The organism is Streptomyces sp. NPDC020490 (assembly GCF_044335305.1).
GTDB lineage: Bacteria > Actinomycetota > Actinomycetes > Streptomycetales > Streptomycetaceae > Streptomyces.
Genome location: NZ_JBIRUY010000041.1, coordinates 61,480 through 75,077 on the forward strand (window position 1 = coordinate 61,480; position 13,598 = coordinate 75,077).

Consider the following 13,598-nt stretch of genomic DNA (forward strand, 5'->3'; position numbering starts at 1 on the left):
TTCTCCTGAATGGCGGGGCGTGAGGCAGTGAGAAATGGGGGGGTGGGTCGAATGGGGTCCGGCGGCTACTTCAGCCCTGACCGGGCGACGCTCTGCACCACGTACTTCTGGGTGAAGAGGTAGAGGATCACGATCGGGAGGGTGCCGAGGACGGAGCCGGCCATGGCCACGTTCCATTGAGTGCTGAACTGGCCCTGGAGGCCGGCCAGCGCCAGCGGCAGAGTCATGAACTCCGGCGACCGGATGATGACCAACGGCCACAGGAAGCTGTTCCAGCTGGCCATGAAGGCGAAGACGGAGAAGGTCGCCAGCGCCGGGCGCACCAGCGGGAGCACCACCCACCCGAAGATCCACAGGTGCCCGGCGCCGTCGAGGCGGGCCGCTTCGTCCAGTTCCCGTGGCACGCCGTCCATCGCCTGGCGCAGCAGGAAGACTCCGAAGCCGGAGGCGAGGGTCGGGGCGAGAACGGCGGCGTAGGTGTCGACCAGGTTCAGCGCCTTCATCTCCGCGAAGAGCGGGACGATGAGGACCTGCAGCGGGATCATCATGGTGGCGAGGTAACAGCCGAACACCAGGCCCCGGCCGCAGAAGCGCAATCGGGAGAAGGCGTACGCGGCCATGGAGCTGGTGACGATCTGGACGACGGTCGAGACCAGTGCCAGCCACAGGCTGTTGACGGCGACCCGGGTGAAGGGCAGGGCGTGGAGGAGGGTGCGGTAGCCGTCCCCGCTGACGGTGCCTGGCACCAGCGAGGGGGCCGAGATGCCGCTGCCGTTCGGCTGCAGCGAGGTGATCAGGGTCCACAGGAACGGGAAGAGCATCCCGGCCGCCCCGAGGACGACCATGCTGGTGACCAACGCCAGCTTCAGGCGCCGGCGGGACGGTGAGAGACGGCTCCGGGCAGTCCCGCCGCGCCGGGGAGCGCCCGAGGGGACGGGCGCGGCGGCGGAGCGCCGGGTGTGGGTCTCGCTCAGCTCAGGCATGGGTCACCCACCGTCGCTGTATGCGGGCCATGACCGCGGTGACGGCCATCATCACCGCGAACAGCAGCCACGACAGAGCGGAGCCGCTGCCGACCTGCCCGTACCGGAAGGACAGGTCGTACACCTCCTCGACGACAGGCCGGGAGGCCCCGGCAGGGCCGCCGCCGGTCATCACGAAGACCTGGTCGAACACCTGGAAGCCGTTTATCAGGGAGATGAGCACGATGAAGTAGGTGGAGGGCGAGAGCAGCGGCAGTGTGATGCGCCTGAACCGCTGCCAGGCGCCGGCCCCGTCGATCGTGGCCGCCTCGTACAGTTCCCGGGGAATCTCCTGCAGTCCCGCCAGCAGGACGACCATGACGAATCCAAGGTCCTTCCAAGCCGACGCGAGGATCACCGAAGGCAGGGCCCATGTCGGGGACGCCCACCAGTCGGGGGCCGGCAGGCCCACAGCGCCGAGCACCTGGTTGACCAGGCCACCATTGGGGCTGAGGATCCACTTCCACGTCAGCGACACCGCGACCCAACTGGTGACGACAGGGAGGAAGTAGACGGCTCTGAGGATGCTCCGCCCGCGCATGCGGCGGTTGAGGGCGAGCGCCAGCGCCAGGCCACCCACGTACACGAGCGGCAGATAGCCGGTGATGAAGTAGACGGTATGGGCGAAGGCGGCATGGGTGTCGCCGTCGCCGAGCAGGTGCGTGTAGTTGGCCAGACCCACCCAGCGCATCGGGGACACCAGGTCCCAGGAGTGGAAGCTGATCCACAGGGAGGAGATCATCGGGCAAAGGGTGAACAGGACAAGCGGAACGGCACTCGGCGCCAGGAAGAACAGCACCGCGCCGCGGTTGCGCCACCTGTCACGGCGAGCCGCGCCGGGCAGCGGGCCCTTGCCGGAACGGGCAGACATCCCGGTGACCGTCATGGCAGCCGCCTTCCGGCCTTCTCGCCGCCGAGCGCGGGGACCAGACGATGCGGACGAACATCGCCCACTCCCCCGTCCAAGCAGGCAGCGAGTACGAGAGCGGCGGCTCCCTGCGCCCAGATGGTGTCCGTGTACGGCTCCACGGTGATCGCCAGTTCCCGGGCGCGACGAGGCCCATGGCGTTCGAAGGCCGCGCGGACCCCCGGCTCCCACCAGGACCAGGAACGCGTCCCCTCCCCCATGACCACGATCTCCTCCGGGTCCAGGACCGCGGTGAGCCCGGCAAGCTGGCGGCCCAGGAGTTCTCCCGCATCACGCAGCACGGCGCGGGCCCGCTCGGCCCGGTCACCGGCTCCGTTCGCGATGTCGGCGAGATCAGCGGGCGTGGCGTCCGCGGAGACCAGACCGGCCGCGCAGGCAGTGCGCAGCAGGGCGTCATCACTGATCAGGGCTTCCAGGCATCCCTTGTTGCCACACGCGCACAGCGGACCGTCCGGTCGGACCGGGACGTGGCCGAGTTCCCCGGCGCCCCCGTGGGCACCGCGATAGACACGGCCACCCGCGACGACTGCCAGCCCGATACCGCGGCCGACGGTGACCACCAGGAAGTCGTTCAGACTGCGCCCCCGCCCGTAGAGCCGCTCCCCGCTGCCCAGAGCGTTGACGTCGTTCTCCACCAGGACCGGAAGCCGCAGAGCCGCGCCGAGCATGGGCCCCAGGGGCACCTGCCGCCAGTCCAGCATCGCGGCGTCGACGATCCCGCTGTCCGGACGGTCGACGGTGCCGGGCACGCCCACCCCGATCCCCAGCAGTGGCGGCACGTCGTCGGCCGGCTCGGTGAACGGACGCAGCAGTTCCACGACAGCGGGCACCGCCTCCAGAGCCGTGGCGTCCAGGGGAACCGTCACGGTGTCCGCGACATGCCCGTCCAGACGCATGTCGACCAGCACGACGTGGTCGGCCGCCACCTTGACCCCGAGTGCCCGACCGGCATTGCCGACCAGGCCGATCAGCCGACCGCGCCGGCCTCCCCTGGAGGGCTCCTGTTCGTCGAGTTCTTCGATCACACCTTGCGTCAGCAGACGCCGCGTCACCTGAGTCACCGTCGCCGGGCTCATACCCAGCTCCCGGGCGAGTGCGGCCCGCGACATCGGCCCGGTCCTGCCCAGTAGCGCCAGCACAGCCGTGCTGGTGAGATCCTCGCCCGCCAACCCGTTCATTCGGCCTCTTTCTTTATCAACTAAAGAAACTTGTTGAAGGTTAGAGGGCGGAAATCGGCCACGTCAACCCCCGGTTTCCGTCAGGTTTCCCACGGGCCTTCACGGCGCGGCGAAGCGCCGGAAGCCGTCCGCCCGGGCGGACCTTCCCGCTGCGTGAGGCAGCCCCCGAAGCTGCTTCTGTGAGGCGACCCGAGGCTTGCGGGTAGGCCCCCCCCGGGGGCGGCGCGACGCCGAAGGCGGGCCGTGAGCGCCATGGTGGACGCGCCGCTTCACCGCGCCGATCCGACGGGCGGGGCGCGCGGCCGGATCGGGCACGGCGTCCGCTGGGCGCGAGCGGCTCGGCTGGGGGGCGGGCCAGGGCCCCACGGACGATCCGGAGCCTGCGTGACGTCGTGGTCAATCGGCGGCTTGCGGAAGATCTGCGAGCCGGATCGCCGAGGCGCGGGGTCCGAGGCCGGCAACGTGGCTCCCGGACGTCTCGCCGAAGCATGTGGCGATGCCGCGCCAGCCCTTCAGCCGGCCGACCGTTCGCTCGACGGCGCGGCCCCGGGTGCGGTGCCCGCCGCCGTCGGGGATGCGGCCGAGTTTCTTGACGTCGATGTGGACCAGTTCGGGCCGGGCGCGTTCATGGCGCCGGACGGGCTCGCCGGCGGTGCGGTCGCAGGCGGCCGGGACGGGCAGGTCGTGCCGGTGCAGGATGCGGTGGGCTGGGGATGCGGTGGGCTGGGGATGCGGCGATGCCGCAGCGGGCGGCCGGACGGAGCGGTCCGATCCGGTGTTCGCGGCGCAGACGCAGCCTGCGGGTCGGGGTCCTCGGGGCATCGCGGTGGGACACGAGGGCCTCCCGCGGTCGGTCGTGGATGCCGCGATCCACACCGAACCCAGAAGGCCCTCACCTGTTCAAGCACCCAGCACGCGTGTCACCAACGTCCCGGGACAGCACACCTAGGACGACGACGGGCGGTAGTCCTGGCCGAGGACGACCAGGACGTCCGCGCTCGAGGTGACCTTGCCCTTGGTGACGGAGCCGGTGGACAGGCCCAGCGTCTTGGCGACCTCGGTGGCGTTCTCCTTGTCGGCGGCGTCCGTGTAGACCACCTTCGAGGTCGCCGCGGCGGGGGCGGTGCCGCCGTCCAGGAAGGTGAAGCCGCCGTTGAGGAGGACGACGCGGGCCTTCTGGGTGTTGTCCTTCACACCGCTGGCGTTCTGGACGGAGACCCGGACGGCGGCGTCCTTGGAGGGGCTCTTCGCGGTGCCGCCGAGCACGTCCTTGACCACCCCGGCGCCGGTCTGGGCGCTGAGGGTGCCGTCGGCCTGGACGGGCAGCAGGGCGGTCTTGTAGTCGCCGCCCTTGGCGAGGTCGGCGAGCTTGGCGAGGAAGGTACCGAGGTCCTTGTCGGTCAGCGACGGGTCCAGGATCTGCGCCAGGGTCTGCACGGTGGTCGTCGCGGCCGTCGGATCGGACGACATCTTGCGCAGCACGCCCTGCATGACCTGCCCGAACCGCTGCAACTGGGCGTTCTGGTCCTCGCCGGAGGCGCGGTAGGTGGCGTAGGCGACGGCCATCTTGCCGCTGAGGGTCTGGTTCTCGCCCCGGTGCACCAGGGGCGAGGCGCCCTTCTTGCCGGCGGCCGGGTCGGGGACGTCGGTGTCGGTGTCGACCTCGATGTTGCCGACGAGGTCGACGAGGTTCTGCAGGTAGGGGGTGTCCAGGCGCCAGGTGCCCTGGATCTGGGTGCCGAGGACGGTGTCGAGGGCGTCGCGGGTGCCGGAGGAGCCGTCGTCCGCGACGGACTTGGCCAGGGTGGTGGTGGTGCCGTCGTCGTCCGTGACGGCGAGCGAGTTGGGCAGCAGGACGGTGGTGCCCCGCTCGGTGGTGGTGTTGTCGACGAGCAGCGCCGTGGAGGTGCCGCCCTTCTTGGTGTTGTGCAGGTGGACGACGATCACGTCGCGGTTCTGGGCCCCCGCGGCCGTCGTCCCGCCGGTCTTGGTGTCCGGGTCCGACAGGCCGGGCAGCTTCCCGGCCGCCCAGAGGTAGCCCACTCCGCCGACCGCGACCAGGGCCAGCACCACGACGAGGGCGATCAGGCGGCTGCGGGCGCGGCGCTTGGCCTCCTCGCGGCGCTCGGTGCGGTTCTCGGTGAAGTTCAGCCAGTCGATGACGTCCTCGGCGTCGCCCTCGGGCTCCTCGACGAACGCGAACTGCTCGGTGCGGTAGTCACGTTCGGGCGGGGCGGAGGCCGGGGCCTGGTCGGCGTCGGCGTCGGCGGGGCCGGGCTGCTGCGGGATGTGGGCGGTCTGCTCGGCGACCCGGGGCTGCCGGCCGGTGGCCGCGCCCTGCGCCTGCCCCTGCCCCTGTCCCTGCCCGTAGGGGTCGTACCCGCCGCTCTGGGACGCGCCGGTGCCGTAGGGGCCGTAGGAGGGCGCGGGCGGCTGCTGAGCGGTGCCGTAGGGGTCGTACGGGGGCGCCGGCTGCTGGACGCCCGTGGCGTAGGGGTCGTAGCCGTAGCCCTGCTGCGGGGCCTGCGGCTGCGCCTGCGCGTACGGGTCATAGGTGTCGTACGGCTGCTGCGGAGCCTGCTGGGGGTAGGGCTGCTGCGGAGCCTGCTGGGGCGGGACCTGGCGGTACACAGGCTGCCCGTACTCGTCGTATCCGACGAGCTCGTACTGGTCGCCCCCGTACCCAGCGTCGTATCGGTCGTTCACCGGTAGCCCCTCTCGGCTCACTCGCCGCGGTACAGCTTGCGCTTGTGGATGTAGCGCACGACTCCGTCCGGCACCATGTACCAGATGGGGTCGCCCTTGGCGACTCTCGCACGGCAGTCCGTGGAGGAGATGGCGAGCGCGGGCACCTCGACGAGCGAGACACCGCCCTCGGGCAGTCCGTGGTCCGACAGGTGGTGGCCGGGCCGGGTGCAGCCGATGAAGTGCGCGAGGGAGAACAGTTCCTCGGAGTCCCGCCAGGTCAGGATCTGGCCGAGCGCGTCGGCGCCGGTGATGAAGAACAGGTCCGTGTCGGGGTTGAGGGCGCGCAGGTCGCGCAGCGTGTCCACGGTGTAGGTGGGGCCGCCGCGGTCGATGTCGATGCGGCTCACGGAGAACTGCGGGTTCTCGGCGGTCGCGATGACCGTCATCAGGTAGCGGTCCTCGGCCGGGGAGACGTGGCGGTGGGTCTTCTGCCACGGCTGGCCGGTCGGCACGAACACCACCTCGTCGAGGCCGAACTGCGCGGCGACCTCGCTGGCCGCCACCAGGTGCCCGTGGTGGATCGGGTCGAACGTGCCGCCCATGACTCCGAGGCGGCGCTTGCCCGGCTCCGAGCGGCCGTTGCCGGTGCCGTCCGCCGGGCGGGGTCCGGTGCCGTCCGCCGGGCGGGTCTGCGTGCCGTCGGCCGTGTCGTTCGCCGGACCGGTAGGCGTGTCCTGCTCTCCCATGCGTGCAGACCCTACCGGCCCGGCCTGAGGGCTCCGGCCGCCAGTTCCCCTTCGGCGGCCCGCGACGGTGTCAGCGGTCGCGGTTGAAGCGGGTGGTGACCCACAGCAGGAGCAGCAGGATGAGCAGCGCGCTGCCGCCGGTGACGTAGGGGCTGAGGCTCTCGTGGTTGCCGCCGTGCTCCTCACCCTCCGCGGCGAGGGTGACCAACTGGGCAGCGGTGCTGTGGAAGCTCATCTCGGCAGGACCTATCGCGTGTGGGCGGGATAAAGATGTCGGCCCATGGTAAGCGGGGGTCCCGCCGGCGATCACGCCGACTCCGCCGTTGGGAACCCTGGGCGGCGTTCAGTCGTCTTTCCGCTTGTAGCCCCGTAGCAGGAACCAGGCGGTCAGCGCGCACCCCACGATCATCACGATCAGTACGACCCGGAGCAGGTTGCCCGCCCCCTGCCGCTGGGCGGCGCTCGTGGCCTCGGCCAGCCAGACGGCCGCGGGCGTGTGCTCCATGGCGACGGACTCCTTCGGTGTGGTGCCGTCCACGGTAACTCCGCCTAGGCTGGGCCCTGCTTCGGGGGCGCGAAGGACCGCACGAGGGACCGTAAAGGGCCACTCACACGCACATGGGGGACCACATGTCCGACGACGGCCACCAGCACGACGGGCACGAGAAGGCACCGAGCAGGCAGCGCACACGCTTCCCGGGCATCTCCTCGCGCGCCTACGAGCACCCGGCCGACCGCTCCGCCCTGGTGGCGCTGCGCAAGCTGAGCGGCTTCGACACGGTGTTCAAGGCGCTCAGCGGCCTGCTTCCCGAGCGCAGCCTGCGGCTGCTGTTCCTGTCCGACTCGGTGCGCGTGTCCGACCAGCAGTTCGCCCATCTCCACGACATGCTGCGGGACGCCTGCTACATCCTGGACCTGGAGAAGGTCCCGCCGATGTACGTCAACCAGGACCCGCAGCCGAACGCGATGTGCATCGGCCTGGACGAGCCGATCATCGTGGTCACCACGGGCCTCGTCGAACTGCTCGACGAGGAGGAGATGCGGGCGGTCATCGGCCACGAGGTGGGCCACGCGCTGTCCGGCCACGCCGTGTACCGCACGATCCTGCTGTTCCTGACCAGCCTGGCGGTCCGGGTCGCCTGGATCCCGCTGGGCAACCTCGCGGTCATGGCGATCGTGACGGCGCTGCGCGAGTGGTTCCGCAAGTCGGAGCTGTCCGCCGACCGGGCGGGCCTCCTCGTCGGCCAGGACCTGCAGGCGTCGATGCGCGGCCTGATGAAGATCGCGGGCGGCAACCACCTGCACCAGATGAACGTGGACGCGTTCCTGCAGCAGGCCGAGGAGTACGAGGCGGGCGGCGACCTGCGCGACTCCGTGCTGAAGATCCTGAACCTGCTGCCTCGCTCCCACCCGTTCACCACGATCCGGGCGGCCGAGCTGAAGAAGTGGGCGGCGTCCCGCGACCACCAGCGGATCATGGACGGCCACTACCCGCGGCGCGGCGAGGACAAGGACACGTCGGTCACGGACTCGCTCCGCGAGTCGGCGGCGCACTACTCCAGCAGCGTCAAGAACTCCAAGGACCCGCTGATGAAGCTGGTCAGCGACATCGCCGACGGGGCGGGCGACCTGGGCGGCCGGGTCCGGCGCGGCTTCGGCGGGTTCGCGTCGGCTCCCCCGAAGAACCAGCCCCCGCAGGACCGGACGCCGCACGACCAGCCACCGCCCGACGGCCCCGCGCGGGACGACGACTGACCGCGCCGGCCGACGGAGACAAGCACGGGGACCGGGACGGGGGTCACACCTTCGGCTGGGCGCTCTTCGCCAGGGAGCCGCACAGGGCCGTCGCGCCACTCGTGTCGTACGGGTCGGTGCCCGCCGGGCCGCCCGCCCTGGCGGTCTGGCCGGCCAGCAGCGGGCGCAGGTGGTTGGCCGAGTCCTCGGCGCAGGACAGCGGCCCGGCCTGGACGTAGGAGACGACGACCTGCGCCTGGTGCAGGCGCAGGTCGTCGCGGTCGAAGCGGAAGTGCAGCTCGCGCCGCACGGTGAACAGCGAGGCGTCGGCCTTCGCGCCGGCTCCGGTGGGCCGCAGCGCGTAGACGAAGGTGTGGTCCGCGGTGACCTCGAGGGTGGCGGAGTCGGTCTCGGCGGCCTGCAGCGAGCCCTGGACCCGGACCCTGGCGTCGGCGAGCTCGGCGGCGGTCGGGTCGAAGCGGACCAGCCACCCGGTCGGCGCGTGCCGCCCGTCGGCCGTCGGCTGCGCGAAGCTCTGGTCGAACTGGCCGAGCTGGTCGGCGTCGAGCATGACCCGCACCGGGCGGACGCTCTGCCCGTCGAGCACCTCGGGGTAGAGCGAGGACCGCACGATGTAGTCCTTGGCCGTGGTCAGGGCGGCCACGACCTGGCCGTCGGAGAAGTGTGCGGTACGCCGCGAGGCGGGCAGCGGTATCCCCTCGGCGCCGATGCGGAACTGCGCGGCCGGGCTGTGCTCGTACAGGTACTCGGGATCGGCCGCTCCGGGCACCCTGCCCTGCGGGGACAGCGGGATCACGGTCATTCGCAGGGGCTCCACGGGCTGCCGCGCGCCCGGGGCCTGGTACGGGTGCCGCACGCCCATGTAGATCGCCGTGCCGAAGGCGACCGCGATCAGCATGACGAGGACCAGGGCCTGCCGGGACAGTCCCCGGCGCATGGGCGGGCGGCGGCGCACCGCGGGCGCGTGGTCGGCCATGCGCTCCTGCGCGGAGTACTCCTGCAGGCGGGCAGCACGGACGAACGATTCGTCGAAGACGACGGACCGGTACTCGTCCTCCCCACCCCCGGGGGCGCCCTCGGGTGTCCCCTCAGGTGGGTCTCCAGGCCCTCCCATACCTTTCAGGGTAGGTCTCCTGGGGCTCCGGTAAACGCCCTGGTACACGACAAGTTGGGACAGATTCGGAGGCCGGGACCCTCCGACGGCCCCTGGTGTCCTCGGCCGGCGCTCCTGCCGGCCCCCTTCGGCCCCCCTGCGGCCCCCTGCGGCCCCTAGGGGCTGCGCGGGATGACCGAGACCGCGGGCTGGGAGTGGTCGGCCGGCGCCGAGGGGGGCGCCGCGCCGCTCTGCTCCAGGCCGGTCGAGGCGGGCGGCGGCACCTGGTCCTGACGGCTGGAGGAGCCGCCCCGGTAGACGGCCGCGAAGGCCAGGGCGACCATGCCGATCCCCATCACCAGGGCGAGCATCCAGGCGACCGAACGGTGCCAGCGGACCTGCCTGCCGTACGGCCCGAAGGCGCGGTAGCGGCCCCCGAAGGCATCGGGGTCGTCCAGGTCGTCGAACTCCGGATCATGACCGAAACCGGCGCGGCCACCGGGGCCGTAGCCGTCCTCGTAGCGGTCGCCTCTGCCGTGAGTCCGGCGGGCCTCCGCCTCGGAGGCCTCCGCTCTCGCCTGGGCGGCGGCCAGGAGGCGTTCCACGGCGGTCGGCTCGTGCACCGCGGCCGCCCGTACGAAGGCCTCGTCGAAGACCACGAAGGCGAACTCTTCGTCCGACACCCCGCGGTCGTGGTCGTCGTCGGGCTCCCAGCCGTCAGGGAACGGCATGCCCCCCACGTCCTCCGGCACGGCTCCAGAGTAGACCTGGGGGGTCATTTTGGGCAGACGGTATGGAAATTCATCCGCCTGATGAGACGGCCACCCGGGGTGAGGGCGCGTACCGGACGCGCGTGCCGACCGCATATGCGCCCCCGGCCGGCGGTCCCGTCTCAGCGCCGCACGTGCCCGTCCCCGGTGACGATGTACTTGGTGCTGGTCAGCTCCGGCAGGCCCATCGGGCCGCGGGCGTGCAGCTTCTGCGTGGAGATGCCGATCTCCGCGCCGAAGCCGAACTGGCCGCCGTCGGTGAAGCGGGTGGAGGCGTTGACGGCGACCGTCGTGGAATCGACCAGCTGGGTGAAGCGGCGGGCGGCCTGCTGCGAGGTCGTGACGATCGCCTCGGTGTGGCCGGAGGTCCACAGCCGGATGTGCTCGACGGCCTTGTCCAGCGAGTCCACCACCGCGGCGGCGATGTCGTAGGAGAGGTACTCGGTCTCCCAGTCCTCGGCCGTGGCCTCGACGACGGTCGCGGCGGAGTCCTTGGCGTAGGCCATCACCCGCTCGTCGGCGTGGACCGTGACCCCGGCGTCCGCGAGGGCGTCGAGGGCGCGCGGCAGGAACTCGGCGGCGATGTCCTGGTGGACCAGGAGGGTCTCGGCGGCGTTGCAGACGCTGACGCGCTGCGCCTTGGAGTTGATCAGGATGTCGACGGCCATGTCGATGTCGGCGTGGGCGTCGACGTAGACGTGGCAGTTGCCGGTGCCGGTCTCGATGACGGGGACGGTGGACTCGTTGACCACCGTGCGGATCAGCGAGGCGCCGCCGCGCGGGATGAGGACGTCGACCAGGCCGCGGGCGCGCATCAGCTCGCGCACGCTGTCGCGGCTCTCGCCGGGCACCAGCTGCACGGCGTCGGCGGGCAGACCGGCGCCGCCGACGGCGTCGCGGACGACCCGCACGAGGGCGGTGTTCGACTCGTAGGCGGAGGCCGAGCCGCGCAGCAGGACGGCGTTGCCGGACTTCAGGCACAGGGCGGCGGCGTCGACGGTGACGTTCGGGCGGGCCTCGTAGATGATGCCGACGACGCCGAGCGGGACGCGGACCTGGCGCAGGTCGATACCGTTGGGCAGGGTGGAGCCGCGGACGACCTCGCCGACCGGGTCGGGCAGCGCCACGACGTCCCGGACGTCGGAGGCGATGGCGCGCACCCGCTCGGGGGTGAGCGTGAGCCGGTCGACGATCGCCTCGCTGGTGCCGGCCTCGCGCGCCTTGGCCACGTCCTTGGCGTTGGCCTCGATGATCTCGCTCGTACGGACCTCCAGCGCGTCCGCGATGGCGAGCAGCGCGTCGTCCTTCACCGCGCGCGGCAGCGGGGCGAGGTCGGCGGCGGCGGCTTTGGCGCGGTAGGCGGCCTGGGTGACCGGGGACATGGAGTCGTACGGCGAAAGCGTGGTCATGCCCGCAGCGTAGTGCTCCGCACGCGCGCGTTCACGGCTCATCCCACGCATCGAGACGGGTTCAAAAGGGATGAACCCCCACCGGCGACGCGGGCGGCGGGCCGTAGCCCTCGGCGACGCGCTGGTGGTAGGTCTCGCGGTCGATGACCTCCAGGCCGACGATCTCCCAGGGCGGCAGCTTGGCGGTCTGCCGGTGCTCGCCCCACAGGCGCAGGGCCACGGCGGCGGCGTCGTGCAGGTCGCGGGCCTCCTCCCAGTAGCGGATCTCGGCGTGGTCGCCCGCGTACCTGCTGGTCAGCAGGAAGGGGTGGTCGTGGGCGAGCTGTTCGAGGCCGCGCCGCACCTCGGTCAGCGGCGCCTGGGCGCCGGAGACGCTGAGGGTGACGTGCCACAGGCGCGGCAGGTCCGCCGGTTCCTCGTAGCGGCCGCCGGCGGCGACGCTGGTCAGACGCCCCCCGCCGGCCGTGCGGGAGGGGGCGCCGGCGGCGCCGGCACTGCGGGACGCCGTCCCAGGGCGCACTCGTCTCACGACGGCCTCCTTTACGCAGGGTTCGAGCAGTGCTCGTGCGGAATGTGTCCCTGGGTCAAAGTTGAGCAGGCCGCAGACCGTCGTGTGGCACTTTTGCGGAACGTCCACCACCGGGAGCGGACGTTTCGGTCGTTTACGGGTGCAGGACCACCAGGTCGTCCCTGTGTACGACCTCCCGCTCGTACGCCGGGCCGAGTTCCCGGGCCAGTTCCCGCGTCGAGCGGCCGAGCAGCTGGGGGATCTCCTTGGCGTCGAAGTTGACCAGCCCGCGCGCCACCGCACGCCCGTCGGTGTCGCGCAGTTCGACCGGGTCACCGGCGCTGAAGTCGCCCTCGACGGCGGCGATCCCGGCCGGCAGCAGCGACTTGCGCCGGTCCACGACCGCGCGCACCGCCCCGTCGTCCAGGGTCAGCGCGCCCTGCGGGGTGGACGCGTGCTGCAGCCACAGCAGCCGGTCGGCGGAGCGCCTGCCGGTGGGGTGGAAGTAGGTGCCGGTGTCGCCGCCGGACAGCGCCTCGGCCGCGTGGACGGCGCTGGTCAGCACGACGGGGATGCCGGCGGCGGCGGCGATCCCGGCGGCCTCGACCTTGGTGACCATGCCGCCGGTGCCGACGCCCGCCTTGCCGGCGCTGCCGATCTCGACGCCCGCCAGGTCGGCGGGCCCGCGCACCTCGGCTATCCGCGAGGTGCCCGGCCGGGACGGGTCGCCGTCGTACACGCCGTCCACGTCGGACAGCAGCACCAGCAGGTCGGCGTGGACGAGGTGGGCGACGAGGGCGGCGAGGCGGTCGTTGTCGCCGAAGCGGATCTCGTCGGTGGCGACGGTGTCGTTCTCGTTCACCACCGGGAAGGCGCCCATGGCGAGCAGCTTGTCGAGGGTGCGGGAGGCGTTGCGGTGGTGGGCGCGGCGGCTCATGTCGTCGGAGGTGAGCAGAACCTGGCCGACGCGGACGCCGTAGCGGGCGAAGGACGCGGTGTAGCGGGCGACGAGCAGGCCCTGCCCGACGCTGGCGGCGGCCTGCTGGCGGGCCAGGTCCCGGGGGCGGCGGCGCAGGCCGAGCGGGGCGAGTCCGGCGGCGATGGCGCCGGAGGAGACGAGGACGATCTCCCGTTCCCCGCCGCCCGCCTGTCTCCCGCCACCGCCCTCAGCGGAGGCCCTTCGGGCCGCCCATTCGTTTCGACTCTTGGCGAGCACGTCGACGAGCGCGTCCACGCGGTCGGCGTCCAGGCCGCCCGAGGCCGTGGTGAGCGACGAGGAACCCACCTTGACGACGATCCTGCGGGCCTCGCGCACGCCCTGCCTTGCCGTGGTCACCTCGGTCGTCATCCCCTCGCGTCTGCGGGCTCCACCACCAGGCAATCTACGCGAAGGGGGCCGGTCGCCGTGCATCGGTCCAGTCCCCGGACAGGCGCCGGGTGACCGTACCGTCACCCACCGTGCACGGCAAAAAGGTTGCGTCGGTTGCATATAGAAGTTAAA

At 71.9% G+C, this 13,598-nt stretch carries 13 protein-coding genes and 1 pseudogene; 1 reads left to right on the forward strand and 13 read right to left on the reverse strand.

The features are described from left to right. Positions 1–65: 65 nt before the first annotated feature. The 8 genes and pseudogenes from ACH4ZX_RS33350 to ACH4ZX_RS33385 form a co-directional block, all read right to left on the reverse strand. Positions 66–983, reverse strand: coding sequence for a carbohydrate ABC transporter permease (locus tag ACH4ZX_RS33350; RefSeq protein ID WP_398281081.1), 918 nt, complete (start codon positions 981–983; stop codon positions 66–68). Further along, complete coding sequence (locus ACH4ZX_RS33355) at positions 976–1,893, reverse strand: carbohydrate ABC transporter permease (protein WP_398281084.1); 918 nt, start codon at positions 1,891–1,893, stop codon at positions 976–978. The genes ACH4ZX_RS33350 and ACH4ZX_RS33355 overlap by 8 nt, the downstream gene beginning before the upstream one ends. Positions 1,894–1,904: 11 nt before the next feature. Then, positions 1,905–3,128, reverse strand: a complete 1,224-nt coding sequence (locus tag ACH4ZX_RS33360) for an ROK family protein (protein WP_398281087.1) — start codon at positions 3,126–3,128, stop codon at positions 1,905–1,907. A gap of 471 nt (positions 3,129–3,599) precedes the next feature. Then, a pseudogene (locus ACH4ZX_RS33365) lies at positions 3,600–3,987 on the reverse strand (hypothetical protein); the annotation flags it as partial. A gap of 86 nt (positions 3,988–4,073) precedes the next feature. Next, complete coding sequence (locus tag ACH4ZX_RS33370; RefSeq protein ID WP_398281090.1) at positions 4,074–5,834, reverse strand: LCP family protein; 1,761 nt, start codon at positions 5,832–5,834, stop codon at positions 4,074–4,076. Positions 5,835–5,851: 17 nt separating this feature from the next. After that, complete coding sequence (nadD, locus tag ACH4ZX_RS33375; protein WP_398281093.1) at positions 5,852–6,562, reverse strand: nicotinate-nucleotide adenylyltransferase; 711 nt, start codon at positions 6,560–6,562, stop codon at positions 5,852–5,854. A gap of 70 nt (positions 6,563–6,632) precedes the next feature. After that, entirely contained in the window at positions 6,633–6,797 is a 165-nt protein-coding gene (locus ACH4ZX_RS33380) for a hypothetical protein (protein ID WP_324785662.1), read from the reverse strand. 108 nt (positions 6,798–6,905) lie between these two features. Beyond that, the gene (locus tag ACH4ZX_RS33385) at positions 6,906–7,100 is read right to left on the reverse strand and encodes a hypothetical protein (RefSeq protein ID WP_398281148.1); all 195 of its coding nucleotides are present in this window, start codon (positions 7,098–7,100) and stop codon (positions 6,906–6,908) included. A 92-nt stretch (positions 7,101–7,192) separates the two neighbouring features. Between ACH4ZX_RS33385 and ACH4ZX_RS33390 the strand changes: the two genes are divergently transcribed. Then, on the forward strand, positions 7,193–8,317 hold the full coding sequence (locus ACH4ZX_RS33390; RefSeq protein WP_398281143.1) for a M48 family metallopeptidase: 1,125 nt from the start codon (positions 7,193–7,195) through the stop codon (positions 8,315–8,317). Positions 8,318–8,360: 43 nt separating this feature from the next. On the opposite strand, the gene ACH4ZX_RS33395 is transcribed toward ACH4ZX_RS33390, so the two are convergent. The 5 genes from ACH4ZX_RS33395 to proB form a co-directional block, all read right to left on the reverse strand. Beyond that, on the reverse strand, positions 8,361–9,431 hold the full coding sequence (locus ACH4ZX_RS33395; RefSeq protein WP_398281096.1) for a hypothetical protein: 1,071 nt from the start codon (positions 9,429–9,431) through the stop codon (positions 8,361–8,363). A gap of 155 nt (positions 9,432–9,586) precedes the next feature. Next, positions 9,587–10,189, reverse strand: a complete 603-nt coding sequence (locus ACH4ZX_RS33400; RefSeq protein WP_398281099.1) for a hypothetical protein — start codon at positions 10,187–10,189, stop codon at positions 9,587–9,589. A 113-nt stretch (positions 10,190–10,302) separates the two neighbouring features. After that, positions 10,303–11,589: a glutamate-5-semialdehyde dehydrogenase gene (locus ACH4ZX_RS33405; RefSeq protein WP_398281101.1), complete on the reverse strand. Its 1,287-nt coding sequence runs from the start codon at positions 11,587–11,589 to the stop codon at positions 10,303–10,305. A gap of 61 nt (positions 11,590–11,650) precedes the next feature. Further along, complete coding sequence (locus ACH4ZX_RS33410; RefSeq protein ID WP_398281145.1) at positions 11,651–12,109, reverse strand: hypothetical protein; 459 nt, start codon at positions 12,107–12,109, stop codon at positions 11,651–11,653. Positions 12,110–12,251: 142 nt separating this feature from the next. Then, positions 12,252–13,445: a glutamate 5-kinase gene (proB, locus tag ACH4ZX_RS33415; protein WP_398281104.1), complete on the reverse strand. Its 1,194-nt coding sequence runs from the start codon at positions 13,443–13,445 to the stop codon at positions 12,252–12,254. Positions 13,446–13,598: the final 153 nt, after the last annotated feature.

Bases quoted from the DNA above. Each gene is read 5' to 3' on its own strand.
- ACH4ZX_RS33405 (WP_398281101.1), bottom strand. From the start codon at position 11,589: ATGACCACGCTTTCGCCGTACGACTCCATGTCCCCGGTCACCCAGGCC.
- ACH4ZX_RS33395 (WP_398281096.1), bottom strand. From the start codon at position 9,431: ATGGGAGGGCCTGGAGACCCACCTGAGGGGACACCCGAGGGCGCCCCC.
- ACH4ZX_RS33380 (WP_324785662.1), bottom strand. From the start codon at position 6,797: ATGAGCTTCCACAGCACCGCTGCCCAGTTGGTCACCCTCGCCGCGGAG.
- ACH4ZX_RS33360 (WP_398281087.1), bottom strand. From the start codon at position 3,128: ATGAACGGGTTGGCGGGCGAGGATCTCACCAGCACGGCTGTGCTGGCG.
- proB (WP_398281104.1), bottom strand. From the start codon at position 13,445: ATGACGACCGAGGTGACCACGGCAAGGCAGGGCGTGCGCGAGGCCCGC.
- ACH4ZX_RS33400 (WP_398281099.1), bottom strand. From the start codon at position 10,189: ATGACCCCCCAGGTCTACTCTGGAGCCGTGCCGGAGGACGTGGGGGGC.
- ACH4ZX_RS33355 (WP_398281084.1), bottom strand. From the start codon at position 1,893: ATGTCTGCCCGTTCCGGCAAGGGCCCGCTGCCCGGCGCGGCTCGCCGT.
- nadD (WP_398281093.1), bottom strand. From the start codon at position 6,562: ATGGGAGAGCAGGACACGCCTACCGGTCCGGCGAACGACACGGCCGAC.
- ACH4ZX_RS33350 (WP_398281081.1), bottom strand. From the start codon at position 983: ATGCCTGAGCTGAGCGAGACCCACACCCGGCGCTCCGCCGCCGCGCCC.
- ACH4ZX_RS33390 (WP_398281143.1), top strand. From the start codon at position 7,193: ATGTCCGACGACGGCCACCAGCACGACGGGCACGAGAAGGCACCGAGC.